Genomic DNA, 23,840 nt, shown 5'->3' on the forward strand with positions numbered 1-23,840 from the left:
AAAAGGCCGCAAAACGGCCTTTTTTGGGTGGTATAAAAACTAGCAGTTACGTTTTTTATACCAGAAGTGATCGAATTTCTTATTTTTGCAAGATGGGAATTTATGTCCGCCTTTGCAATCATTCCATTTGTGTCCGCTATCGTGACAGTCTTTACCATGATCACATGAATCATCGCAAGAGTGACCGTGTCTGTTAGGGAAGAATTCGCATTTTTTACAGAAACTTCGTTTTGTCCAGAAAAATTTCTTTTCAAAGCGTATGCATTTTGTAATGAATGTACAATGTTTTCTGCGAGTACGTTTTGTAACTAATACGCATTCTTTTCTACGCGTTACTTTCGTAACGAACGTCCATTTTTGAACACGTACACGTGTACATTTCGTAACAAATGTCCATTTTTTTACGTGCGTACATTTTGTAACGAACGTACAATGTTTCACGCGAGTACATCTTGTTCTTGGACATTTACCCCCAGTTGTACATTTACATCCAGTTGTACAATGATGATGAGTGAATTTATCATCATCGCATTCAAAAGTACTTGGATCTTGGTGTAAGAAATCCTCCATCCCAGCACTTTTGATTTCTTCGACAGCTTTTCTAATATCACGTTTCATAGAAATCCTCCTTATCATGTATTAAAGTGAAAAGGTATTCTTTTTCCTTAACATGATATGTATGTAGGCATCTTTCTGAACAGGACAAGAGTGTAATTTTATATAAATAGATGATTGCGGATGTATGGACAAGAAAAGGCGCATACATTGAAGGAAGAGAACTGAGAAGGGATGAGAAAACATGCTGCCTTCATATGATTTTTTTGTTCATCCAATGTACTTAGTGGAATTGAAAAAGGACATTTGGTCAGATAGTCCAGTGCCAGCAAAATTAACTTATGGAAAAAAGAAGTATGATATTGATATCGTATACCGAGGAGCTCATATTCGCGAATTTGAGAAAAAGTCTTATCATGTTATGTTTTATAAGCCTAAAAAATTTCAAGGTGCGAAAGAGTTTCATTTGAATTCGGAGTTTATGGATCCGTCTCTCATACGAAATAAATTATCTTTAGATTTTTTTCATGATATTGGTGTACTTTCGCCAAAATCACAACATGTATTTATAAAAATTAATGGTCAAATTCAAGGTGTGTACTTACAGTTAGAATCGGTTGATGAAAATTTTTTGAAAAATAGAGGATTACCGAGTGGTTCTATTTATTATGCGATAGATGATGATGCGAATTTTTCATTAATGAGTGAACGAGATAAAGATGTTAAGACAGAGCTCTTTGCGGGTTATGAATTTAAATATTCGAATAAAAATAGTGAAGAACAACTGAGTGAATTTGTATTTCAAGCGAATACTTTGACGAGGGAAGCCTATGAAAAAGAAATTGGGAAGTTTCTACATGTAGATAAATATTTACGATGGTTAGCAGGAGTTATTTTTACGCAAAACTTTGATGGTTTCGTTCATAACTATGCACTATATCATAACGATGAAACAAATTTATTTGAAGTTATACCGTGGGATTATGATGCGACTTGGGGGCGAGATGTACAAGGGAGACCACTTAATCATGAATATATTCGCATTCAAGGGTATAATACGTTAAGTGCAAGATTGCTAGACATACCTGTATTTAGAAAGCAGTATCGAAGTATTTTGGAAGAAATATTAGAAAATCAATTCACAGTTTCGTTTATGAGGCCGAAAGTAGAAGGGTTGTGTGAATTGATTCGCCCATATTTACTACAAGATCCATACATGAAAGAAAAATTAGAAACATTTGATCAAGAGGCTGATATGATTTATGAATATATAAATAAAAGAAGAAAGTATATACAAGACCACTTACATGAATTAGATTAATTTTGAAAGAGATTGAAACGTTATCAATCTCTTTTTTTTGTATAATAAAGATGTATCAATAAAAATGAAGTAATATATTTGATAGAGAATGGGGATGCGGATATATGACGATTAAATGGATTGATTGGGTAAAACAAATACAATCTATAGCTCAAGCGGGTTTAACGTATTCTAAGGATGTGTATGATATTGAGCGTTTCCAGCAATTACGAGATATTTCTATTTCAATGATGTCACATTACACGAAAACAGATTGGGAAGTCGTAGAGAAATTATTTGCAAGTGAGACAGGCTATCAAACACCTAAAGTTGATATAAGAGCGGTTGTTTTTCAAAATGAAAAGTTATTATTTGTGAAAGAAAAAAGCGATGGGAAATGGGCATTGCCAGGTGGATGGGCTGATGTCGGTTACACGCCAACTGAAGTTGCAGCAAAAGAAGTTTTCGAAGAGACTGGTTATGAGGTAGATCATTTTAAGTTACTAGCTATATTTGATAAAGAAAAACATCAACCATCTCCATCGGCGACGCATGTATATAAGATTTTCATTGGATGCGAGATTATTGGTGGAGAAAAGAAAACTAGTATTGAAACAGAAGAGGTGGAGTTTTTTGGTGAAAATGAATTGCCTAATTTATCAATTGCTAGAAATACAGAAGACCAAATTAAAGAGATGTTTGCCTACATGAAAGACCCGCAGAAAGAGAAATTAATAGATTAATCCTGCTTGAATTGTACATATTGTTAAAATGAAGATATTGGCAGATTGCAGCCTTTATGTAATAATGGGATGGTATGTGAAGAAAAAAGGAGATAAAAAAGAACATGTTAGCAAACATAATAGATCAGTTATTGCAATTTTTTGCAAGCTTAGGTTACTTTGGAGTAGCTCTTGCTTTAATGATTGAAGTAATCCCGAGTGAAATTGTACTTTCGTATGCTGGCTTTTTAGTAGCGAATGGTAAAATTAGTTTTGTGGGTGCAATTATCGCCGGAACGATTGGTGGTACTTTAGCGCAAATCTTTTTATACTGGCTTGGATACTACGGAGGGCGTCCGGTTGTAGAGAAATATGGGAAATATCTACTTATTAATAAACATCATTTAGACATAGCGGAAGGTTGGTTTAAGCGTTATGGAGCAGGCGTAATATTTTCTGCGCGCTTTATCCCAGTAGTACGTCATGCGATCTCTATTCCAGCAGGGCTAGCTAAGATGCCATTAAAACTATTTACACTTTATACGGTTGTAGCGATCATTCCATGGTCAATTCTATTTATATACTTAGGTGAAAAACTTGGTGGGAATTGGCGACAAATTAAAGAGTATGCATCTGATTACACACATTACATAATTATAGGAGCTGTTCTTTTTATTGCTCTATACTTTGGTTTAAAGTATTTCAAAAAGAAAAAAGCAGCGCGTTAAAGTCAATGATTTTTCATTGGCTTTTTTTGTTTGTTTCGGTTCTAAAGAAAAGGAGTTGTCCATAATGTGTAATAATAAAGCGTAGCGGAGGAATGTGATGAAAGGGTCACCGTTTATACGTGGAACGATATTTTTAACGATGGCAACGATGATATCAAAAATGTTAGGGTTTATATATGTTATACCATTTACAGCGATGGTCGGTACGAGTGGTTACGTTCTATACACATATGCATATCGTCCTTATACCATCATGCTCAGTATAGCAACAATGGGATTACCGCTAGCTGTTTCAAAGATGGTATCAAAATATGATCAACTGAATGATTATCATACGGTTAAGAGAGTGTTGAAAAGTGGAATCGTGTTTATGTTTATAATGGGAGTCATTTCGTGTTTTACGTTATATATGCTAGCTCCGCATTTAGCTAAACTTGTCATCGATGGGAATGATCAAACGGGGAATAGTGTAGGAGCGGTTACTACTAATATTCGAATTGTAAGTTTTGCGTTAATACTTGTGCCAGTAATGAGTTTATTAAGGGGCTTCTTTCAAGGATTCCAATCGATGGGGCCTTCTGCATTAAGTGTAGTTGTAGAGCAATTTTTTCGGGTTTTAACCATTTTAATAGGAAGCTTTGTCGTTTTATATGTTTTAAAAGCTTCTGTTTCGCTAGCGGTTGGTATTTCAACGTTCGGTGCATTTATGGGAGCTGTAGGTGGATTAACTGTTTTAAGTGCGTATTATATAAGAAGGAGAAGGCACTTAAAGAAAAAAGAGATGGAAAGTATACCACAAACAACGAAATCTTTTTTCTCATTGTATAAGGAGCTCTTTACATATTCTATTCCTTTTGTTGTGGTGGGCTTAGCAATTCCGTTGTATCAGACGATTGATACATTTACAATTAATAAACTACTTATACAAATAGGGTATATGCAAGGAGAAGCGGAAAAAATTAATGCGATAATTGGTCTTGTTCAAATGGTTGTGCTTATCCCGGTATCCGTTGCGACAGCTTTTAGTATGTCTCTCGTACCAGAGATGACGAAAGCTTACACAGCAGGAAATACGAAGCTATTGTACAAACATTTTACGAGAACAAATGTATTAGTAGTAGCAATTACGGTACCGGCGGCAATTGGAATGATGGTGTTAGCCAAACCTGTATATACTCTTTTATTCGGTGCTGGAAATGATCCAGAGATGGGGAGAATCATTTTACAGTATTATGCTCCTGCTTGCATACTATTTTCTCTTTTTACAGTAACGGCTGCTATGCTACAAGGAATCAATCAACAGCAGAAGACGGTGCTAGGACTAGTGATTGGAATTATTGTGAAGATAGTTTTAAATATTGTATTGCTTCCGTATTTCGATTATGTAAGTTTTATCATTTCAACATACGCGGGCTATACGATTTCAGTCGGGTTTAACTTGTGGATGCTTTCTAAATATGTTATAAAGGCAACATAAGCTTTTAAGGCAGAGAGCACTCTGTCTTTTTCTATGTTTATCCCGCTTTAACGGGCAGTGAGACCCTCACCTCAAAATTCAGCGAAAAAAAGAAGTTTGGTTGGGGGCGGATAACCCGTAAAAGCCCGATTTGTAAGGGCTAATAATTGGTGAGGATGAAGCCCCCCACTGATTAAAGTTTCACTTTATAATATTTTTCTTATAAAAACGTTTTCAAAATAATTTTTCTATTGAAATTTAAACGTATGTTTCATATGCTGAGAATGGCGGTTTAAAAACTGTGATTTAAGAGAGGTAGATTCCTACATGTAAAAAGAATCGGGGTGATAGTATGTTAAATATATATTTAACAGACCGAAACGGAAAACTACAAGAGATTGAGGAAATGCAAAAGGGGTGCTGGATTAATGTACTTCATCCAACAGAAGAAGAAATTCAATATCTAGTACAAACTTTAAATGTAGACTTAGATTTCATTAAAGACCCTTTGGATGATGAAGAACGCTCTCGTATTGAAAAGGAAGACAATAATACTTTAATTATCGTGGATATTCCGACAGTTAGACATGACGAAGAAGGAAATTCGATTTATGACACGATTCCAATAGGTATGATTGTGATGCCGGATTGTTTTGTTACAATCTGCTTAGAAGAGAATCCAATTTTTGAACGTTTTATTAATCAACGTATTAAAGAATTTTATACGTTTAAGAAGACGCGCTTTGCACTTCAGCTCTTATATACGATTTCTACTTATTATTTAAGATACTTAAAGCAAATAAATCGAAAAACAATTGATTTAGAGCATCAATTAAATCAGTCAATGAAAAATAAAGAGATTTTCACATTGTTAGGCCTTGAGAAAAGTTTAGTATACTTTACAACGTCATTAAAGGCTAATAAAATTGTAATTCAAAAGTTAATGCGTAATAGTACATTTTTAAAAATGTATGAAGACGATCAAGATTTATTAGAAGATGTATTAATTGAAAATAAACAGGCTATTGAAATGGCGGAAATATATAGTCACATTTTAAGTGGAATGATGAATACTTTTAGCTCCGTTATATCAAATAATTTAAATAGTGTTATGAAACTGTTAACGTCAATTACGATCATTTTATCTTTACCGACGATGGTTTCTAGTTTCTTTGGAATGAACGTAAAGGTTCCGTTTGAAGGGGAAGCCCACGGTTTTGTAATTGTACTCATCATATGTGTAACACTATCTTTCACGTTAGCTTTTGTTTTTTGGAAGAAACGTTACTTTTAACGATAAGAAAGCTGCTCTAGCATAGTTATATAACTACGCTAGAGCAGCTTTTTTGCTATGAAATCTCAAATTTTGAATAGAATATAACTTGTACAATGTAATGTATATAAAGGGTATGTATGCCATATAAACCTTGTTCAATTAATGAAATGGGGTTAAAATTACATATTGTTAATGAAAAGTTGGAGGAAATACATCATGGAATTGTTTCAATTACCGAAAGCATTCCTGCAAATGAATACAATTTTTATCTCCATATTGATCGAAGCACTTCCTTTCGTGCTCATTGGTGTATTTATTTCAGGATTCATTCAAATGTTCGTGACAGAAGATATGGTGGCAAAATGGATGCCGAAGAACCGATTTCTGTCTGTTTTATTAGCTACTTTTTTAGGTATGTTGTTTCCAGGTTGTGAATGTGGAATTGTTCCGATTGTAAGACGATTAATTGGAAAAGGCGTTCCACCATACGCAGGGATTGCATTTATGTTAACTGGACCTATTATTAATCCAGTTGTATTATTTGCTACTTATGTCGCCTTTGGGAGTAGTATGCACATGGTATGGTATCGTTCTATTGTAGCGATTATCGTAGCCATTATCGTTGGAATTATATTATCCTTTATGTTTAAAGAACATCAATTAAGAGATGATCACTTCCCAGAAGTGAATAATAAGCGTCCACTGCGTAAAAAAATGTGGGATGTATGTACACACGCTGTTGAGGAATTCTTCTCAATGGGAAAATATTTAGTACTAGGTGCATTAATTGCAGCAGCGGTACAAACGTTTGTACAAACTTCAACACTTCTTGCTATTGGACAAGGTCCGTTTTCTTCATCAGCTGTTATGATGGGACTTGCTTATATATTATCACTTTGTTCAGAGGCAGATGCATTTATCGCTTCTTCGTTCCAAAGTACGTTTTCAACAGCTTCACTTGTCGCGTTCCTCGTTTACGGACCGATGGTGGATATTAAAAATATGTTTATGATGCTTGCGACATTTAAAACTAAATTTGTAATTGTTGTTATAGTTACAGTTACTCTTGTTGTTTATGCAAGCTCACTACTCATTTATGCGATGGGGTGGTAGGTTATGTTTCGAGCATATATATTATTAGGTTTTACAATATTAATTGCGCAGCTTCATATTTCCGGTAACATTACGAAGTATATCAATATGAAGTATGCCTATTTATCAACAACAGCAGCAATTATTTTAGGTTTCTTAACGATTATACAAATTATCGTCGTTTTCCAAAAAGAGCACCAAAAGGAAAAAGAGAAAAATGATTGCAGTTGTGACCATAGCCATTGCGGGCATGATCATTCAAAAGATGAGAATACATGGTGGAAAAAAGCATTTTCGTACTCCTTGTTTTGTTTTCCAATTATCTCAGGGTTATTTTTCCCAATTGCGACGTTAGATTCGGATATTGTTAAAGCGAAAGGATTTCACTTTCCTGTTGCACAAGCAGAAAGTAAGGATCCATTTATGACAAGACAATTTCTAAGACCTGATACGAGCATTTATTACGGGAAAGAAGGATACCGTGGTGTAATGGAAAAAGGGAAGAAAGAGTTTGTTACGAAAGACAATATTAATTTGAAAGATGAAGACTTCCTAAAGGGTATGGAAACAATTTATAATTATCCTGGCGAGTTTACTGGGAAAAAATTATCTTTTAAAGGGTTTGTTTTTAGGGATGATTCTTCTAAAAAAGAACAATACTTCTTATTCCGTTTCGGTATTATACATTGCGTAGCAGATTCTGGTGTGTATGGTATGTTAGTGAAAAAGCCAGAAGGCGTAGAGTGGAATAATGATGACTGGATTCAAGTAGAAGGAGAGATAACTACTGAGTTTTATCAGCCGTTTCATGCGAATATTCCTGTATTAGAAGTAACAAAATGGAATAAAGTTGAACAGCCGAAAGAACAATATGTATTTAGAGGAGCCGATTGATAAAATCGGTTCTTTTTTGTGGACTAAAAGTTCTGAATGTTGTTAATATTAAACGTGTAGTTCATTTAGTATAGTGATTATTGAAATATTAGGGATAAATCATTAAAGGGGTGATAACAATGACAGAAGTAAAGGGGAAAACAGCCAATGAGTCAAGGGTGTTCAAAACGAGCCGAGTATTCCCAACAGATTTAAATGATCATAACACGCTATTTGGTGGGAAGATATTAGCGGAGATGGATATGGTTGCTTCTATTTCAGCATCCAGACATTCGAGAAAGGAATGTGTCACAGCATCTATGGACTGGGTCGATTTCTTACATCCTGTTCGTTCTTCAGATTGTGTTAGTTATGAATCTTTCGTAATTTGGACGGGAAGAACTTCGATGGAAGTGTTTGTGAAGGTAGTAGCTGAAGATTTAATTTCAGGTGAGAAGCGTATAGCGGCAACGTCATTCGTTACTTTTGTGGCACTTAGTAAGGAAAATAATCCAGTTCCAGTACCGCGTGTTATCCCTGAAACAGAAGAAGAGAAAGAATTACATCGTATTGCTGTGTTACGTGCAGAACAGCGTCATATACGTAAGGCAGAGAGTAAGAAAGTAGCCACATTGTTAACCTTTTGAGATGAATATTTAGCCATTTAAGTTACTATAGCAGTCGGAAATGGTTTTAAAATGAAAAGCGGACACCTAAAAATAGGTGTCCGCTTTTATAGTTTTTTCATCCACATATCATATGACAGTAGCTACTTAGCAGAAGCAAGCAGCACCGACGATGATTAAGAGGATAAATAATACGACTAATAGCGCAAATCCATTACCATGTGCGAAGCCCATTGTTATTTCCTCCTTTTATTTTAAGATACAACATACAATATGCAAATGAGCTATTGTTTGATATGGACATATATCATGCAATGACATATTTTCTTGAATGATAATGTAATAAAAAAGGGAAGATATAGAAATAACAGTAAGTGGAGAAAGGAATTTATCCATGAAGCACTTTTTCGCTATAATCCTTTGTTTAATAGGTGTATTCATTTGGATGAACATCGATGTGGAAATGGGGAAGGAAATGGCTAGTGAATATGAATTAGGACAAGTTCAATTAGGTGAATGTCAATTATATACGAACGGTGAAGAGTTATATAGAAAATTATTTGAGGATATAAACGATGCAGAAAAGTATATATATATCCATTTTTATATTGTAGGAAAAGATGAAATAAGCCAAGAGTTTTTACAGTTATTAGAGAAAAAAGCATCTAGCGGAGTAGAAGTGAAATTGTCAGTCGATCGGATAGGTGGATATAAGCTGAAGAAAAAGGTAATTAGCCGATTAAAGGAAAACGGTGTGAAGTTTACATTTAGTAAAAAACCGAAACTGAAAAATGTGTTCTATTCTTTGCATCAACGGAATCATAGACGTATTGTTACGATAGATGGAAAGGTATCATACGTCGGTGGTTTTAATATCGGAAAGGAGTACCTTGGACAAAATCCAAAGTTTGGGCCATGGCGTGATTATCACGTGCGCATCCATGGTGAGGGTGCAGCGGATATGGAAAGAAAGTTCGCCGAAGATTGGAAAGAAGATACAGGAGAAAAAATGCCTATACATGAAAGTATACCTACATTAGGGAATGTGAAATATCAATATTTATTTTCAAATGGAAAAGGCTTATGGGAAAAGTATGGGGCACTTTTAAAAAAGGCTAAAAAGTCTTTAATTATCGCTACACCATATTTTGTACCAAGTAAAGAAATGGTGAAAGAGTTAAAAGCTGCATTAAATCGTGGTGTTAATGTGAAAATTCTCGTGCCATTTAAAAGTGATGCCATATTGTTAAAACAAGCTGCCTATCCATATTTGAAAGATATGTTACATGCTGGAGCGGAGATTTATCAATATCGAAATGGATTTTTTCATGGGAAAGTAACAATTATTGATGGAGAAATTGTTGATATTGGGACAGCGAATTTTGATAATAGAAGTTTTTATTTAAATTGTGAGTCTAACTGTATCATATATGATAAAACAGTTGTTGATGAAGTATGGAGTCGATTACAGGTAGACTTTGATAAATCAAAACGATTTTCTGAAGAAGATTTTGAGAAAATTAGTAGATGGGATTGGTTTTTAGCGAGAATAGCGAATGTTTTAGCATCATATTTATAGTATATGGACAAAAGAGAAGGGAGGCGCTTTAATGGACTGTATGAAAGAATTAATGAAATATAGTTATATGCTAATATACAAGGTTGGAGAGTATGCTGGAAAGGTCAGAGACGAAGAATTAAAAAATCTATTACAGCACCATTTACCATATATGTTACAAGCATATAATGAACAAGTAAATTTTCAAGAAGGAGAGAATGTGCAGCATATAACCTGTGAAACAATGGAGTTTGATTTGCATGAAATGGGAAAGGAAACAGTTAGTAAATATACAGGGGATATTCATATTGCAACCAGTTATATTGCGCATTTGAAACGATTAGCTTTAAAGTTTGCTCAAGTTGCAGTGGAAGTTGCTAACCCAGAGTTTCGCTCATTTTTGGAAAATTGTTTCCTGAAAATGAACCGTTACGCTTATAGTGTGTGGCAATATGTTATGAAGAAGGAATATAAGATTACACATCTATATGAAAATGAAAAATTTGCATGAGAAACTAAGGCGAAATGGTATGCGCCTTAGTTTTTTTACGTCCATTGAGAGAAAAAACTAGTTTTATTGTGTATCGATTGGAAATGAAATATATAAATTAAAATTAGGTTTTGTTATCGGAAAATTTACAAAAATTTACCGTATATTTACTGTTTTTCAATCTCTCCTTTAAAAATAGAGAGTAATATGAGGTTGTACATATTCTATCACAAGGAGGAAACGCAAATGAACAAATGGGTTAAATCATTAACTGCTATGGCACTTGCAAGTTCTTTATTAATGGTAGGTTGTAGTAAAGGTGAGGACAAGAAGAAAGAAGACGACACAACAACACAACAAGAGGACAAAAAGGATAAAGAAACAAGCGGAACCGAGAAGTCTACTGATTCTAAAGAAAAGAAATAAAGTAATAATAAAGCTTCCTCTTATATATAAGGAAGTTTTTTTGTTGTAAATTGACTGAGATTATTGAAAAATAGAAAGAGAATGAAAGAGGGGGAAAACAAATGAAAGTATGTATATTGGGAGCAACAGGACGAGTAGGTTCAAACATAATTAATTTAGCATTAAAGGATTCAGCTGAAGTGACTGCATTAGCGCGTGATTTAAATAGAATAGAAATACAACATGAAAGGTTAAGAGTGATAGAAGGGAATGTATTGAACGAAAATGATATAAAGAAAGCGATAGAAGGAAGTGATATAGTAATTAGTGCACTTGGAACGGATCAAAATGGAACATTAGCGAAGAGTATGCCACAAATTATAAAGAAAATGGAAGAATATGGGGTTCGTAGGATCATAACAATAGGAACAGCTGGTATTTTACAAGCAAGAACAGATCTAAATTTATATCGTTTTCAATCAACGGAATCAAAAAGGAAAACGACAACGGCAGCGGAAGATCATTTGGCTGCATATAAGGTACTAAGTAATAGTAATAATTTATGTTGGACAGTTGTTTGTCCGACACATTTAATAGATGGTGAGGCGACAGAGGTATATCGAACTGAAAAAGATATATTGCCAGAGGGTGGATCAAAAATTACAGTGGGTGATACAGCACACTTTGCATGGGATCTATGTAAGAAAAATATATATGAAAATAGTCGAGTAGGTATTGCATATTAAAAAACCATCCCGAAGTCGGGATGGTTAAAAGATGATATAACACAAGAAGATGATAATCATAATGATTTGGAGAATTGCTTTCGCTACTGTACTGCTTAAAAAACCAACTACAGTAGCGACTCCAACTAGAAAAGCATCTTTTGGCGATTTTTTATGTACTAGTTCTGTTATAAATACTGATAAGAACGGTATGATAATAAGTCCGAATGGTGGGAAGAAGAACGAGCCGACAATGATAGAAATCATTCCGACACGTTCGCCCCATTTAGAACTACCGTATTTTTTTAAGAAATATCCATTTGCAATAAAATCAGCAACGAAAATGAAAAGAGTGAAAATGACTTGAATAATCCAAAAAGAAGTTGTTAATTCGCCTCCATTTATACCGAGATGGTAAATCAAATATCCAGCCCAGACAGCTAGTATGCCAGGGATAATTGGATAAATAAAGGCGAGAAATGAAACAACGAAACAGGCAATGATACAAATTGTTAATAAAACAGTCACTTTATAGCTCCTTTTTAATATCTAGTTTATGTACAGCAACTTTTTTGACTTGATGTCCATCAAGTTCTAATACTTTAAATTGAAAACCAGCATATTCAATGGAATAGCCAGCTTCAATATTTAAGTCAACTGCTTGAGAGAGAAGCCATCCTCCGATTGTATCTAAATCACTATCATCAATATGTAGGCCAAACATATCATTTACTTCAGAAATAAGCACCTTTCCATCTAAAACAGTAAGCTTAGGTGTACGCTTTTCAATCATAGGTGATTCATCAGCATCGAATTCATCTTGAATTTCTCCAATGATTTCTTCAAGAATATCTTCCATCGTTAAAAGTCCGGCAGTACCACCATATTCATCCATAACGATTGCCATCTGAACGCGATTTTTTTGAAGGTGGACTAACGTTTTACGAATTGGAACTGTTTCAAATACAGTTAGAACAGGATGTATATAAGATTCAAGTGGTTTATAAATACCTTTCGTTTGATCATGGAATACTTCTTTCGTATTGATCATCCCAATGATATCATCTTTATCTTTTTCAATGATTGGATAGCGTGTATATTTTTCAGTAGCGACGATATCCATATTTTCTTCTAACGTATTTTCAGTAGACAAGCAAATCATTTCGGTACGAGGAACCATAATTTCTTTCGCAACTCGATCATCAAATTCAAAAATGTTATTTACATATTTATATTCGGTTTGGTTTATTTCACCGCTTTTAAAACTTTCACCTAAAATGAGTCGCAATTCCTCTTCAGAATGAGCAAGTTCACTTTCCTTCGCAGGTTCTAATCCGAGTAGTTTTGTGAAAAATATAGCTGTACTATTGAGTAGCCAAATGAATGGATACATAATTTTATCAAATAAAATAAGCGGTCTTGCAAATTTGAGTGTGATTGCTTCTGCTTTTTGAATTGCGAAAGACTTTGGAACTAATTCACCTAATACAACGTGGAAAAATGTAATAACACTAAAAGCAATAACAAAAGATAAAGTGTTAGCCATTGTTCCAGTAATATTAATTTTTTCAAAGAGCGGTCGTAGTATATGTTCCACAGTCGGTTCACCAAGCCAACCAAGCCCTAAAGAAGTGATTGTAATTCCGAGCTGACAAGCTGATAAATAAACATCTAAATTAGATAGGACGCTTCTTGCAGCTAAAGCTTGTTTATTACCTTCATTTGCAAGTTGGTCAATTCGACTTTTTCGTACTTTTACAACAGCGAATTCTGATGCAACGAAAAAGCCAGAAATAAGAATAAGTACAAAGATGAGAAAAATATTTAATATGTCCAAGCGTGTTCTCCATTCCAAGGTCTGGAATAAAGATGTCACCTCCTGCAATTATGTTATACTTTTATAATAAATCCAAATGAAAAGAATAGTCAAAGGAAAAGGGTAAATATTGGTATGTTTCTGTAATAGTTTTTGAATTTGCTGTTATTTTGTCCGCTATACAAAAGGAATAACCCCCTACTTTTAGATTATAGAGGGTTATTTTAAATTAAGGTTTTGGAACACTTCTCGTTAAAGTGTATGACTGTTGCTTGGAGTAGTTTGTGGTCCATAGTGTTTGAAGGAAAGAAAGTATGCTATATGGGATATAGAGTAGTAATAAGCCGATTGTAACAATTATAGGTGAATTTCCGCCAAATTGAACGATAAATTGTAACAGTCCATTTGCATGAAAAACGCATTCCATAAAAACGAATGAAAGAATAATGGAACCTAAAATTGATTTATGATTTGAAGTAAGCGCTAAAAACAATGTGTCTACAAGAAAAGAATCATGTTTTATTTCATATTCATTTGTGTTTTTTAAGAAAGGAATCCATTTTTTTACTGCTTGCATAACGATAATCATGGAAGTACTACATACGATGATAAATGATGAGTAGTAAGGAAGGTTTATAAATTGTGCGATGTATAGAAGTAGTAATAAGACTGAACATTGTAATACTACAGTGCAAAAAGAGTAAGGTATCCATTTCAATACAGTAGTAAACTTTTTAAACGAGTTAGGTACTTTGAAAAATAAATGGCCGATACCCAAACTTATGAAAAATCCGATCGCAAGGGTAAAAGTAAAACGAACAATCGATATAAAATATATTTCCCATATGTAAGGGAATAATGGTGTTGAATGATTAGAAGTATGTATCATTTGGTTTGCTGAGAAAAAGATAGATTCATGCATCCAATCAACCTTTGGAATTGATATAGAAGAAAGCTGTGCGAAGTTTTGAAAAATGCTAATAAATCCATTTTGATAAGAGTAATTGTGTGTAATAAAAAGAGCTGGAATAGGACTTATGGCAAAAATAACAATAACACCAATTATAAATTTACATATATGTGAGCGTAATAAGGACATATAACCACCTACTCTTAGAATATTCAGAAAATTCTTATTCTTATTTTAGCTTTTTTTGAAAGAAGTTACAATATATTTTTCATTTAGTAATTCAGAGAGAAGATTTGATAGCAAAAATATACAAGTGAAGGATTCATGAATAAATTATGACAAGAAAATGAATAATTTTCAGAAAAATAAAATAAATCATTTATTTTTTTCTGAAAATATAATATAGTTATGGCACAGAAAGTATTTTAACATAAGGAGGCTTTTTATGAGGATTAAAGGGAATTACGTGCCGAAAAGGGAAGTTTTACTGTGCTCAAGTTCGATTACGATTGGGGAAGCGTTAGAGCATTTAAATAAAACGGGGTATCGTTGTGTACCAGTTTTAGATGAAAAAAAAGAGAAATTTTTAGGGAATATATATAAAGTAGATATTTTAGAATATAAAGGATCACTTGATGAGAGTGTAATACAATTATTAAACGATAAAGAAGGATTTGTGAGAGAAGATTCATCTTTCTTTAAAGTATTTTTTACAATAAAAAAATTGCCTTATTTATCAGTAGTTGATGAAAAAGGGGTTTTCCTTGGAATTTTAACGCATAAAAAAGTTTTTGAGTTATTAGAGGATGCATGGGGCGTTCACTCTAGTAAATACTCTGTCATGATTGGAACGCAAGACTATAATGGAGCAATCCAAAAATTATCGACAGTTTTAAAGAAATACACTGGTATTCAAAGTTTGATGACTTTTGATAATGATGCCTTATTAGTTCGTAGAATTATGTTTACATTAGGAGAAGAGTTTAACGACGGTGAATTAGAGACATTATTGAAAGATTTAGAAGATCACGGATTTAGAGTTGTGTATGTGGAAGAGATGAAAAATCCACGTGAAGTTGAAACGATAGAGTAACATAACAAAAGCCATCTAATTATATATTAGATGGCTTTTGTATGTTACGTGTATAAAGTTATTTGAAAATAACAATTGAATAATAGGTGAGATTGTAACAATATTTGTGTAAGAGAATAAAAAATGTAGATAATTTCGATTTTCAAAAAAATCAATTTGAAAATATGTTTTTATTTTGCAACTAAATATGTTACTATATGTGTGATAAAAACAAAGAGGTCTGACATCTACACTCCACGTAATAACACTCTAATGATTTAAAAATTCAAAAAAATCAAAATTCAAAATAATAATTGTATTAATGATTAGAGTAAAAATAAGGGGAATGGAGAAATTATGGAGAAAGACACTGCTTTGTAAGGGGCATATTTTATCATCTTGAGCAGAGAGGAGGATGCATAGCATATTGTAAAATATAGAGATAAACAATGAAAAAGTGCTATGCAAATGAAGAGCATGAAGGGACGTTTAAGGCCAGGTGATACGGTAGCAATTGGTTTAATGCTATTTGCATTATTTTTAGGAGCAGGAAATTTAATTTTTCCGCCAGTTTTAGGTCAACAAGCAGGAGAGAATGTTTGGATTGCTACAATAGGATTCCTTGTAACGGGAGTCGGATTACCCCTACTAGCTGTAACAGCTGTCGCGTTTGTAGAGGGGGACTTGAAAGCGCTATCTTCTAGAGTCCACCCTATATTTGCGTTTATTTTCCCATTGATTAGTTATTTAGCAATTGGACCATTTTTCGCGATTCCTCGTACTGGAGCTGTTTCGTTTGAAATGGGTATGAAGCCGTTTTTATCAGAGGCAATGGTTTCAGAGTGGTACATGCTATTTCTTTTCACGATAGTTTTCTTCGGAATAACGTGGTATTTATCATTAAATCCATCTAAATTAGTGGATTGGTTCGGAAAGTTTCTTACACCATTATTAGTATTAATTGTCGCTGTTATTGTCGGAAAGGCAATTATTGATCCAATTGGAGAGCCAGCTGCGCCGTTAGCTGCTTACAAAGAAAATGCTTTCTTTGGTGGATTTATTCAAGGATATTTAACGATGGATGCAATTAGCGCGCTCGTATTCGGAATTGTCGTTGTACAAGTTATCCGCTCTAAAGGGATAAAAGAGAGTAGTCAAATTGCAAAAATAACAGTAGTATCAGGTATTATTGCTGTACTTGGTTTAACGTTAATTTATTTATCACTTGCTTATCTTGGTTCAACAAGTACATCACTTGGTATCTCAGAAAACGGTGGCCTTATTTTAACGAATGTTGTAAATGAGCTATATGGGACGAGTGGTAAAATTTTATTAGGGCTTGTTATTATACTCGCTTGTTTAACAACTTCTGTTGGGTTAACATCTGCGTGTGCAGGTTTCTTTACAAACTTATTCCCAAAACTTTCGCATAAAACGATTGTAACAATGGTATGTGTATTTAGTTTAATTGTATCTAACCTAGGTTTAACACAATTAATCGCAGTAACATTACCTGTGTTAATGATCATTTATCCAGTTGCAATTGTATTAATCGTACTTTCGTATTTCCATAAGTGGATTGGGAAGCGTAATACAATTTATATTGGAGCTATTTTAGGTGCATTGTTAATTAGTTTCTTTAACGGTTTAGAAAGTGCGAAAATTAAAATTGACGCGATTTCTAATGTACTACAAATGTTACCGTTATATAACGAAGGAATCGGATGGTTAATTCCATCGTGTATTGGCGGGATTCTTGGTTTCTTCTTCTATAAATCAAATGAATCAAGTGAATTACAAAAGAAAGGTGCTTAGGCACCTTTCTTTTTTTGAAGGGGATTTTTGTATTTTGTCTAAGTAATAATTGGGGGGAATGATAAATGGCTAATTTTGAAGATTTTTTAAATTTGGATTTGAGAATTGGAACTGTAATACATGCAGAGGAATTTAAAGAAGCGAGAGTACCAGCGATTAAACTAGCAATAGATTTTGGAGAAATCGGGATAAAGCAGTCAAGTGCTCAAATTACGAAAAGGTATATTCCAGAAGATTTAATCGGTCAACAAATCGTTGCTGTTGTAAACTTTCCACCAAAGCGTGTAGCTGGATTCAAATCAGAAGTGCTTGTGCTTGGTGGTGTTCCTGAAGCTGATGATGTTGTGTTACTTCAGCCTAATATGGAATTGCCAAATGGAACAAAAATTAGCTAGGGTGAAGGTAGGGGCTAATATGGATATCGGACGAGAATATTTGCAATGTGCGATTTCGAACTTTAAAGCAACAAAGAAACAAGGGGAACGGGCTCTTTCTCAATTATCATATGAACAAATACAATGGTCTTCTCATGAAGAAACAAATAGTATAGCGATTATTATTAAGCATCTGCACGGTAATATGCGTTCTAGATGGACGGATTTTTTAACGTCTGATGGTGAAAAAACAGATCGTAATCGAGATGGTGAATTTGAAGGATGCTATCATTCAAAAGAAGAAACCCTTATAGCTTGGCAAGAAGGATGGAAATATGTTTTTAATACGATGAATACTTTAACGCCGCAACACTTATTGAAGACGGTATACATTCGCGGTGAAGCACATACTGTCATGCAAGCAATTGAAAGGCAAATTTCTCATTATGCATTGCATATTGGTCAGATTATTTACATTGGGAAGATGTTAAAAGAAAATGAGTGGGAATGTTTAAGTATTCCGAGAGGTCAGTCTGCGCGTTATGTAGAGAAAAAACGTTCAACATAATAATAAGAAAGCAACCGATAAAAAATAGGAAAAAAGAAAGTCAGCCAAATAATAGATGGTTCTGTAATCATAAGAATACTGCCAAAAATAAGTCCATATATAATAAGAAAGAAATTGAAAAGTGTATTCACAGGGAGAAATCGTGAGATAAACACTTGCTGTCGTTTAAAACAATCACTGTGAAATAAATAAAAGCGGAAGTACCATGTGGCTGTAATAAGGTCTTTCTTTCTCACAATTCTTTTTTTGCATGTATGACAGATAAATGGTGGTTGCATTTCATTACGCTCCATTTTTTATTTTCATAATAATGTGAGACAAAAGTAGGTACAAAGTGTATGTTCCTATATACGCTCCTGCAATAAGGAAAAATGGATTCAGTAAAATTCCATGAATGCTCGTCATGAAAACTAAATCTTGTATTAAAACATCGTATATATTAATGGAAATAATTGTACCAAGTACATATAGTGCCAAGTACGCAGAAATATGTAGCACAATAGAGATTTTTGGTTGCTTAGCGGACAAATAAAAAATGAATGATAGAGCGATTGGTAATATTCCTATTAATAGCTTCAATTCATTTCACCTCATTAACAATATAGCCGAAATTTTAACGGTCTATTCTCTAGGGCTTGTACATAACTTGAAATAGAGAGGTGATAGTATGAATCGGGGCTTTTTTTTTATGAAGTTTACAAATATGCGTAAGTTAGTTTTATTTGTTATTACTACAGTGCTAGCGACTTTTTTTCTTATTAGTCTGATGGTAACCTCTATGAAAGAGACAAAGTCAACGTATTTATATAATTGGTTAAATGAGTTATCGATGAATGGTTACATGTATGTACTTGGAAAAGAGAATCATTATTTTACACAGGAGTATCGAAATTTGAATCAAGATTTTTCAATTTCTTCTTTTCTCTTTTCTATGGCTACAAATATTCGCTTTAATGATGTACGCAGTTTTGTCGGGAAAGAGCTCCCGGGATTTGGTAAGTACGATACAGAAATTGTTATTGCGGGTGAGGGTACAAATTATTCTAACTTACCGATAGAGTCGAGTGTTCCTCTTGAAGAAGTAGTGAAGGAACGGACTAGTGGAACTGGACAAGCACCTAAACAAGATACGAATAAAGAGAAAAAACAGCCGTCCCAAACGACTGGGAAGAGACAAGTTGCGTTTATTTATCATACACATAGCTGGGAATCTTATTTACCTTTACTTAACTTAACGAATGACCCGAATCCGAATAAAGCAACGAGTTCTGTGTCGAATATTTCTATATTAGGAGATCGTTTCCGTGAACAACTAGAAGGTGAAGGGATTGGAGCTACTAACGATAAGAGTGATGTTGGTCAAAAGTTAATAAGTAAAGGTTTAAACAGTAATAGTTCGTATAAAATGTCACGAGAAATTGTGCAGCAAGCTATGGCTGGAAATAAAGATCTTCAATACTTTTTTGATTTGCATCGTGATAGTGCCCGAAAGAATGTAACGACAAAAACAATTGGAGATAAATCATATGCAAAGCTTGCATTTGTAGTAGGGAAAGGAAATAAAAACTATGAAAAAAACTTACAATTAGCGACAGCTTTACATGAGGCGATTAATAAGAAATATCCAGGAGTGAGCCGTGGGGTCATTCAAAAAGGGTTCCAGACAGGAAATGGGATCTATAATCAAGACCTATCAGGACAAGCGATATTAATAGAAGTTGGCGGTGTAGATAATACAGAGGAAGAATTGAATCGATCAATTGATGCACTTGCTAAAGCATTTGGTGAATATTTTTGGCAGGCAGAAAAAGTGAATGGATAAAGTGAATGGATAAAGTGAAACGTGAATTAGCCAGGACATCTATCGATAATTATTAGCTCACTTCAATCTTGGAAAAACGTAAGTGTAATGCTTGCGTTTTTTCTTTGTAATGGTGAGATGTCACAGAATAGACATAATTTGTCGTTGTTATAGTAATATCGAAATTTGTCAATTTATAGTAGGAGATTTACAAAGGGATTTTCGAGAAAGTAGAGAAAATCTTTTTATAAGGAAAACTTTTTATTATGAAACTGGTAGGGTGATTGAAGTGATTAGAGAGATCGAAATAGAAGATGCAGCATCATTTTTACAATTAAGTAAGCAATTAGATGAAGAAACGAAGTTTATGTTATATGAACCAGGAGAAAGAAAAACTACAGCTGAGCAACAAGAAAAAATAATCGATCGATTTATAGAAAATGAATATGCAACAATATTTGTAGCAGTTGAAGATGAGAGGATAGTAGGTTTTATATTAGTGAATGGAAATAACATTCAAAGAAAGAGACATGTGGCAACCATTGTAATTGGTATTTTGCAAGAGTATAACGGGCGAGGTATTGGGACGAGATTGTTTAAAGAGGTTGAGAAGTGGGCAAAATTACATGATGTATGGCGTTTAGAATTAACAGTAATGGCCCACAATACAAGAGCTCAGACACTATATAAAAAAGCTGGATTTGAGAAAGAAGGTGTCAAAAAAGCTGCTCTTATTATCGATGGAAAGTGCATCGATGAGTATGAAATGGCCAAATTATTAAAATAAGAGGTCGTTATATGAAAAAAAGATGGGCACTACTTGGTATTGTAGCTGCAATAATTATTGTTGGAGTAGCAGGAATCAATTATAAAATGTATAAGGATAAGCAGGCGCGGGAAGTAAGTGTAAATAGCATATTTCCGAAAGCGAAAGAAACGATTGCTAATATGGATGGGGATATTGCGGTAATTAATAATCCGAATTCAATGCTTGTACTTGTAAATAAAAGTAGGCGTTTACCAGATGGGTATAGACCGCCAGATTTAGTTATTCCGAAAGTGCGCTACTCTAGTGAAGGTGATCAAGAAAAGAAAAAGATGAGAAAAGAGGCAGCGAGGGCGCTTGAGGATATGTTTCAGCAGGCTGACAACGAGCGTATTTTTCTTTTTGCAGTTTCTGGATTTAGATCTTTTGATCGACAAAAAGCATTAAATACGATGTATAAAAAACAAGACGGGGAAGCAAAAACAGCAATGTCTAGCGCGGTTCCTGGCACAAGTGAGCATCAAACTGGACTAGCTATGGATATTACGTCTCAATCTGCTAAATTTCAGTTAGAGACAGTTTTTGGGGAAACGAAAGAAGGTCAGTGGCTTTCTGAAAATGCCCATAAATTTGGTTTTGTGGTTCGATACACAAAAGCGAAAGAAACGATTACGGGCTATCGGTATGAACCATGGCACGTAAGGTATGTGGGAAATCCACAAGCTACATATTTGTATGATAATCAACTGACGCTTGAAGAAGTAACAGAGTGAACAATTGAGGGGAGAGATGTACAATGACGATGTTATATAAGAAAAAAGTACATGCATATATTACAAGAGAACAAGAGGGGGTTATGCAATTACTTGTTTTTAAACATCGTGATATACATGAAGCTGGTATTCAAGTGCCAGGGGGAACGGTTGATGAAGGTGAAACGTTAGAAGCTGCTATATTGCGTGAAGTACAGGAAGAATCCGGATTGCGTCATTTATGCATAGAGCGGTTTTTAGCAGATTACATTATACATATGAAAGAAAAACAGGAGTATGAAAAACGCCACTTTTTCCATGTAACTTTACTAACAGATGTAAAGGATACTTGGGAACATATTGTAAGTGCTGGTGAGGAAGATAAAGGATTAGTATTTTGCTATGAATGGGTTGATATTGCAAAATGCCCTGAATTAGCTGGGAAACAAGGTGAGTTTTTACATTTATTAGATGAAGTATACGCACAGTAATGTAAGAGTCTGAAGCGAAGGTTAATCCGTTTCAGACTTTTTTTATTTTTCGGGAAATTAAAGGTGTTTAAATAAGGATATTGAATTTCTTTAAAGGGATATTAATTTAGGATGTGTTGAGATGAAAAATTGAAAAAGTAAGGGGTATATGCTAAAAAAGTTCATATAAGGGAGAATATAAATGGAAATTCAGTTTAATCCAATCTTAAAAAAGGAATTAACAATTCAAGATATTCAAAATGAAATGGAATCTGGAAAGCTAACTTCAAAAGAGCTAGTGATGTATTATCTCTATAGAATCGCAAAGTATGATCAAGACGGGCCGAAAATCAATTCAATTTTAGAAATTAATCCAGATGCTATTTTTATTGCAGAAGCGTTAGATTATGAAAGAAAGACAAACGGCGTAAGGGGACCATTGCATGGAATACCTGTTTTGCTTAAGGATAATATTGAAACGAATGACTTCATGCATACAAGTGCAGGTACAATAGCTCTAGAACAAAATATAAGCAGTGAAGATGCATTTCTCGTTACTAAACTGCGAGAAGCAGGGGCAGTGATAATAGGAAAAACGAATATGACAGAATTAGCAAATGCAATGTCTTTTGAAATGTGGGCTGGATATAGTGCAAGAGGTGGTCAAACAATCAATCCATATGGAACGGGCAAGGATCATATGTTTGTTGGCGGATCTAGTACAGGATCTGCAATAGCAGTTGCTGCTAACTTTACAGTAGTATCTGTTGGGACAGAAACCGATGCTTCTATTTTGAGCCCCGCTGTTCAAAATTCTGTAGTAGGTATTAAACCGACTGTCGGTTTAATTAGTCGTAGAGGAATTATTCCATTTACTTATTCGCAAGATACAGCTGGACCATTTGCTAGAACGGTAACCGATGCTACTATTTTGTTAGGGAGTTTAACTGGAGTGGATGAGAAAGATGTAGTTACTCACAAAAGTGACGGTAGGGCATATCGGGATTATACATCTTACCTTGATGCAAATGGTTTAAATGGAGCGAAGATTGGTGTGTTTAACGATGCACCAAAAGATTATTACGAAAATGGTGAGTATGATGAAATCTTGTTTAAGGAAACGATCCAAGTATTACGTAATGAAGGAGCGACAGTAGTAGAAAATATTGATATTCCTTCTTTTCATAGAGAATGGAGCTGGGGAGTTCCGCTTTATGAGCTGAAGCATAGTTTAGATAACTATCTTTCTAAATTACCTTCTACTATCCCGGTACATTCTATTTCGGAGTTAATGGAGTTTAATAAAAACATAGCAGAAAGAGCTTTAAAATATGGACAAACTAAGTTAGAGGGAAGAAAAGATTTTCCTAATACGTTACGAAATCCAGAATATTTAAATGCGAGATTAGAAGATATATATTTTTCTCAAGAACAAGGCATTGATTTTGCATTGGAAAAATATAATCTTGATGCGATACTGTTTCCTTCCTATATAGGTTCTACTATATGTGCGAAAGCGGGTTATCCGTCTATAGCAATACCGGCAGGGTATATGGAAAGCGGGAGGCCTTTTGGAATTACCATTGCAAGCACTGCCTTTAGTGAAGGGATATTAATTAAATTAGCTTATGCTTTTGAACAAGCGACAAAGCATAGAAAAATCCCCAACTTATCATGAATAGAATAAACA

28 protein-coding genes are annotated in these 23,840 nt (G+C 34.2%); 21 read left to right on the plus strand and 7 right to left on the minus strand.

The window, feature by feature from the left end; translation table 11 throughout:
* Nucleotides 1-39 precede the first annotated feature (39 nt).
* Entirely contained in the window at nt 40-618 is a 579-nt protein-coding gene (exsB, locus tag ACTFN4_RS10900; protein ID WP_000817498.1) for an exosporium protein ExsB, read from the minus strand.
* Between the two features lie 181 nt (nt 619-799).
* On the opposite strand from exsB, the gene cotH reads away from it, so the two are divergent.
* The 8 genes from cotH to ACTFN4_RS10940 all read left to right on the plus strand — a co-directional run bounded on the left by cotH (nt 800) and on the right by ACTFN4_RS10940 (nt 8,649).
* Nucleotides 800-1,876 (plus strand): spore coat protein CotH, encoded by a 1,077-nt coding sequence (gene cotH / locus ACTFN4_RS10905; protein WP_000938001.1) that lies wholly within the window; start codon nt 800-802, stop codon nt 1,874-1,876.
* A 104-nt stretch (nt 1,877-1,980) separates the two neighbouring features.
* Nucleotides 1,981-2,598: an NUDIX hydrolase N-terminal domain-containing protein gene (locus ACTFN4_RS10910; RefSeq protein ID WP_000153584.1), complete on the plus strand. Its 618-nt coding sequence runs from the start codon at nt 1,981-1,983 to the stop codon at nt 2,596-2,598.
* A 104-nt stretch (nt 2,599-2,702) separates the two neighbouring features.
* Nucleotides 2,703-3,305 carry a DedA family protein gene (locus tag ACTFN4_RS10915; RefSeq protein ID WP_439962291.1) on the plus strand — a complete coding sequence of 201 codons (603 nt, stop codon included), beginning with the start codon at nt 2,703-2,705 and terminating at the stop codon, nt 3,303-3,305.
* 97 nt (nt 3,306-3,402) lie between these two features.
* On the plus strand, nt 3,403-4,782 hold the full coding sequence (locus ACTFN4_RS10920; protein WP_000678845.1) for a putative polysaccharide biosynthesis protein: 1,380 nt from the start codon (nt 3,403-3,405) through the stop codon (nt 4,780-4,782).
* A 331-nt stretch (nt 4,783-5,113) separates the two neighbouring features.
* Entirely contained in the window at nt 5,114-6,055 is a 942-nt protein-coding gene (locus tag ACTFN4_RS10925) for a magnesium transporter CorA family protein (RefSeq protein ID WP_000932389.1), read from the plus strand.
* Between the two features lie 198 nt (nt 6,056-6,253).
* A complete protein-coding gene (locus ACTFN4_RS10930; protein ID WP_000418716.1) occupies nt 6,254-7,150 on the plus strand; it encodes a permease in 897 nt (298 codons plus the stop codon).
* Between the two features lie 3 nt (nt 7,151-7,153).
* The gene (locus ACTFN4_RS10935; RefSeq protein WP_000488043.1) at nt 7,154-8,023 is read left to right on the plus strand and encodes a TIGR03943 family putative permease subunit; all 870 of its coding nucleotides are present in this window, start codon (nt 7,154-7,156) and stop codon (nt 8,021-8,023) included.
* A gap of 119 nt (nt 8,024-8,142) precedes the next feature.
* Nucleotides 8,143-8,649, plus strand: a complete 507-nt coding sequence (locus ACTFN4_RS10940) for an acyl-CoA thioesterase (RefSeq protein WP_000141164.1) — start codon at nt 8,143-8,145, stop codon at nt 8,647-8,649.
* Between the two features lie 126 nt (nt 8,650-8,775).
* Here ACTFN4_RS10940 and ACTFN4_RS10945 read toward each other — a convergent pair whose 3' ends face one another.
* Nucleotides 8,776-8,862 carry a YjcZ family sporulation protein gene (locus ACTFN4_RS10945; RefSeq protein ID WP_000505094.1) on the minus strand — a complete coding sequence of 29 codons (87 nt, stop codon included), beginning with the start codon at nt 8,860-8,862 and terminating at the stop codon, nt 8,776-8,778.
* Nucleotides 8,863-9,022: 160 nt separating this feature from the next.
* Here ACTFN4_RS10945 and cls point away from each other — a divergent pair, with 160 nt between their 5' ends.
* The 4 genes from cls (at nt 9,023) to ACTFN4_RS10965 (ending at nt 11,827) form a co-directional block, all read left to right on the plus strand.
* Nucleotides 9,023-10,207, plus strand: a complete 1,185-nt coding sequence (cls, locus tag ACTFN4_RS10950; protein ID WP_439962292.1) for a cardiolipin synthase — start codon at nt 9,023-9,025, stop codon at nt 10,205-10,207.
* A gap of 31 nt (nt 10,208-10,238) precedes the next feature.
* On the plus strand, nt 10,239-10,697 hold the full coding sequence (locus tag ACTFN4_RS10955) for a spore coat protein (protein ID WP_000340527.1): 459 nt from the start codon (nt 10,239-10,241) through the stop codon (nt 10,695-10,697).
* Between the two features lie 225 nt (nt 10,698-10,922).
* Nucleotides 10,923-11,102: a hypothetical protein gene (locus ACTFN4_RS10960; RefSeq protein ID WP_001045960.1), complete on the plus strand. Its 180-nt coding sequence runs from the start codon at nt 10,923-10,925 to the stop codon at nt 11,100-11,102.
* A 101-nt stretch (nt 11,103-11,203) separates the two neighbouring features.
* The gene (locus tag ACTFN4_RS10965; protein WP_439962293.1) at nt 11,204-11,827 is read left to right on the plus strand and encodes an NAD(P)-dependent oxidoreductase; all 624 of its coding nucleotides are present in this window, start codon (nt 11,204-11,206) and stop codon (nt 11,825-11,827) included.
* A 24-nt stretch (nt 11,828-11,851) separates the two neighbouring features.
* Here ACTFN4_RS10965 and ACTFN4_RS10970 read toward each other — a convergent pair whose 3' ends face one another.
* The 3 genes from ACTFN4_RS10970 to ACTFN4_RS10980 form a co-directional block, all read right to left on the minus strand.
* Nucleotides 11,852-12,334 (minus strand): DUF456 domain-containing protein, encoded by a 483-nt coding sequence (locus ACTFN4_RS10970; RefSeq protein ID WP_439962294.1) that lies wholly within the window; start codon nt 12,332-12,334, stop codon nt 11,852-11,854.
* 1 nt (nt 12,335) lies between these two features.
* Nucleotides 12,336-13,643: a hemolysin family protein gene (locus tag ACTFN4_RS10975; RefSeq protein WP_000353738.1), complete on the minus strand. Its 1,308-nt coding sequence runs from the start codon at nt 13,641-13,643 to the stop codon at nt 12,336-12,338.
* Between the two features lie 208 nt (nt 13,644-13,851).
* Entirely contained in the window at nt 13,852-14,721 is an 870-nt protein-coding gene (locus ACTFN4_RS10980) for a hypothetical protein (protein ID WP_000055268.1), read from the minus strand.
* Nucleotides 14,722-14,977: 256 nt separating this feature from the next.
* Between ACTFN4_RS10980 and cbpA the strand changes: the two genes are divergently transcribed.
* From cbpA to ACTFN4_RS11000, 4 genes are all read left to right on the plus strand, one after another.
* Complete coding sequence (gene cbpA, locus ACTFN4_RS10985; protein ID WP_001220526.1) at nt 14,978-15,625, plus strand: cyclic di-AMP binding protein CbpA; 648 nt, start codon at nt 14,978-14,980, stop codon at nt 15,623-15,625.
* Between the two features lie 456 nt (nt 15,626-16,081).
* Nucleotides 16,082-17,419 carry a branched-chain amino acid transport system II carrier protein BrnQ4 gene (gene brnQ4 / locus ACTFN4_RS10990; RefSeq protein WP_011110049.1) on the plus strand — a complete coding sequence of 446 codons (1,338 nt, stop codon included), beginning with the start codon at nt 16,082-16,084 and terminating at the stop codon, nt 17,417-17,419.
* A gap of 65 nt (nt 17,420-17,484) precedes the next feature.
* Nucleotides 17,485-17,814, plus strand: coding sequence for a chaperone CsaA (csaA, locus tag ACTFN4_RS10995; RefSeq protein WP_001263013.1), 330 nt, complete (start codon nt 17,485-17,487; stop codon nt 17,812-17,814).
* On the plus strand, nt 17,795-18,361 hold the full coding sequence (locus ACTFN4_RS11000; protein WP_000435831.1) for a DUF1572 domain-containing protein: 567 nt from the start codon (nt 17,795-17,797) through the stop codon (nt 18,359-18,361). Before csaA ends, ACTFN4_RS11000 begins: the two co-directional genes overlap by 20 nt.
* On the opposite strand, the gene ACTFN4_RS11005 is transcribed toward ACTFN4_RS11000, so the two are convergent.
* Together ACTFN4_RS11005 and ACTFN4_RS11010 are read right to left on the minus strand one after the other, a co-directional pair.
* Nucleotides 18,334-18,639, minus strand: a complete 306-nt coding sequence (locus ACTFN4_RS11005) for a hypothetical protein (RefSeq protein WP_033686886.1) — start codon at nt 18,637-18,639, stop codon at nt 18,334-18,336. The genes ACTFN4_RS11000 and ACTFN4_RS11005 overlap by 28 nt on opposite strands.
* 4 nt (nt 18,640-18,643) lie before the next feature.
* On the minus strand, nt 18,644-18,940 hold the full coding sequence (locus ACTFN4_RS11010; RefSeq protein ID WP_000770738.1) for a hypothetical protein: 297 nt from the start codon (nt 18,938-18,940) through the stop codon (nt 18,644-18,646).
* Nucleotides 18,941-19,028: 88 nt separating this feature from the next.
* On the opposite strand from ACTFN4_RS11010, the gene spoIIP reads away from it, so the two are divergent.
* The 5 genes from spoIIP (at nt 19,029) to ACTFN4_RS11035 (ending at nt 23,828) form a co-directional block, all read left to right on the plus strand.
* Nucleotides 19,029-20,183, plus strand: coding sequence for a stage II sporulation protein P (gene spoIIP / locus ACTFN4_RS11015; RefSeq protein WP_001079278.1), 1,155 nt, complete (start codon nt 19,029-19,031; stop codon nt 20,181-20,183).
* A 268-nt stretch (nt 20,184-20,451) separates the two neighbouring features.
* On the plus strand, nt 20,452-20,949 hold the full coding sequence (locus ACTFN4_RS11020; protein ID WP_000617568.1) for a GNAT family N-acetyltransferase: 498 nt from the start codon (nt 20,452-20,454) through the stop codon (nt 20,947-20,949).
* Between the two features lie 11 nt (nt 20,950-20,960).
* A complete protein-coding gene (locus ACTFN4_RS11025) occupies nt 20,961-21,701 on the plus strand; it encodes a M15 family metallopeptidase (protein WP_000747649.1) in 741 nt (246 codons plus the stop codon).
* A 23-nt stretch (nt 21,702-21,724) separates the two neighbouring features.
* Nucleotides 21,725-22,171: an NUDIX hydrolase gene (locus ACTFN4_RS11030; RefSeq protein ID WP_000178293.1), complete on the plus strand. Its 447-nt coding sequence runs from the start codon at nt 21,725-21,727 to the stop codon at nt 22,169-22,171.
* Between the two features lie 181 nt (nt 22,172-22,352).
* Nucleotides 22,353-23,828 carry an amidase family protein gene (locus ACTFN4_RS11035; protein ID WP_000405401.1) on the plus strand — a complete coding sequence of 492 codons (1,476 nt, stop codon included), beginning with the start codon at nt 22,353-22,355 and terminating at the stop codon, nt 23,826-23,828.
* The last annotated feature ends 12 nt before the right edge of the window (nt 23,829-23,840 follow it).

Source organism: Bacillus cereus group sp. MYBK95-2 (assembly GCF_051915225.1).
GTDB classification, from domain to species: Bacteria; Bacillota; Bacilli; order Bacillales; family Bacillaceae_G; genus Bacillus_A; species Bacillus_A cereus.

Coding starts and splice junctions, on each gene's coding strand:
- exsB (WP_000817498.1), bottom strand. CDS start 618: ATGAAACGTGATATTAGAAAAGCTGTCGAAGAAATCAAAAGTGCTGGG.
- cotH (WP_000938001.1), top strand. CDS start 800: ATGCTGCCTTCATATGATTTTTTTGTTCATCCAATGTACTTAGTGGAA.
- ACTFN4_RS10910 (WP_000153584.1), top strand. CDS start 1,981: ATGACGATTAAATGGATTGATTGGGTAAAACAAATACAATCTATAGCT.
- ACTFN4_RS10915 (WP_439962291.1), top strand. CDS start 2,703: ATGTTAGCAAACATAATAGATCAGTTATTGCAATTTTTTGCAAGCTTA.
- ACTFN4_RS10920 (WP_000678845.1), top strand. CDS start 3,403: ATGAAAGGGTCACCGTTTATACGTGGAACGATATTTTTAACGATGGCA.
- ACTFN4_RS10925 (WP_000932389.1), top strand. CDS start 5,114: ATGTTAAATATATATTTAACAGACCGAAACGGAAAACTACAAGAGATT.
- ACTFN4_RS10930 (WP_000418716.1), top strand. CDS start 6,254: ATGGAATTGTTTCAATTACCGAAAGCATTCCTGCAAATGAATACAATT.
- ACTFN4_RS10935 (WP_000488043.1), top strand. CDS start 7,154: ATGTTTCGAGCATATATATTATTAGGTTTTACAATATTAATTGCGCAG.
- ACTFN4_RS10940 (WP_000141164.1), top strand. CDS start 8,143: ATGACAGAAGTAAAGGGGAAAACAGCCAATGAGTCAAGGGTGTTCAAA.
- ACTFN4_RS10945 (WP_000505094.1), bottom strand. CDS start 8,862: ATGGGCTTCGCACATGGTAATGGATTTGCGCTATTAGTCGTATTATTT.
- cls (WP_439962292.1), top strand. CDS start 9,023: ATGAAGCACTTTTTCGCTATAATCCTTTGTTTAATAGGTGTATTCATT.
- ACTFN4_RS10955 (WP_000340527.1), top strand. CDS start 10,239: ATGGACTGTATGAAAGAATTAATGAAATATAGTTATATGCTAATATAC.
- ACTFN4_RS10960 (WP_001045960.1), top strand. CDS start 10,923: ATGAACAAATGGGTTAAATCATTAACTGCTATGGCACTTGCAAGTTCT.
- ACTFN4_RS10965 (WP_439962293.1), top strand. CDS start 11,204: ATGAAAGTATGTATATTGGGAGCAACAGGACGAGTAGGTTCAAACATA.
- ACTFN4_RS10980 (WP_000055268.1), bottom strand. CDS start 14,721: ATGTCCTTATTACGCTCACATATATGTAAATTTATAATTGGTGTTATT.
- cbpA (WP_001220526.1), top strand. CDS start 14,978: ATGAGGATTAAAGGGAATTACGTGCCGAAAAGGGAAGTTTTACTGTGC.
- brnQ4 (WP_011110049.1), top strand. CDS start 16,082: ATGAAGGGACGTTTAAGGCCAGGTGATACGGTAGCAATTGGTTTAATG.
- csaA (WP_001263013.1), top strand. CDS start 17,485: ATGGCTAATTTTGAAGATTTTTTAAATTTGGATTTGAGAATTGGAACT.
- ACTFN4_RS11000 (WP_000435831.1), top strand. CDS start 17,795: ATGGAACAAAAATTAGCTAGGGTGAAGGTAGGGGCTAATATGGATATC.
- ACTFN4_RS11005 (WP_033686886.1), bottom strand. CDS start 18,639: ATGCAACCACCATTTATCTGTCATACATGCAAAAAAAGAATTGTGAGA.
- spoIIP (WP_001079278.1), top strand. CDS start 19,029: ATGAATCGGGGCTTTTTTTTTATGAAGTTTACAAATATGCGTAAGTTA.
- ACTFN4_RS11025 (WP_000747649.1), top strand. CDS start 20,961: ATGAAAAAAAGATGGGCACTACTTGGTATTGTAGCTGCAATAATTATT.
- ACTFN4_RS11030 (WP_000178293.1), top strand. CDS start 21,725: ATGACGATGTTATATAAGAAAAAAGTACATGCATATATTACAAGAGAA.
- ACTFN4_RS11035 (WP_000405401.1), top strand. CDS start 22,353: ATGGAAATTCAGTTTAATCCAATCTTAAAAAAGGAATTAACAATTCAA.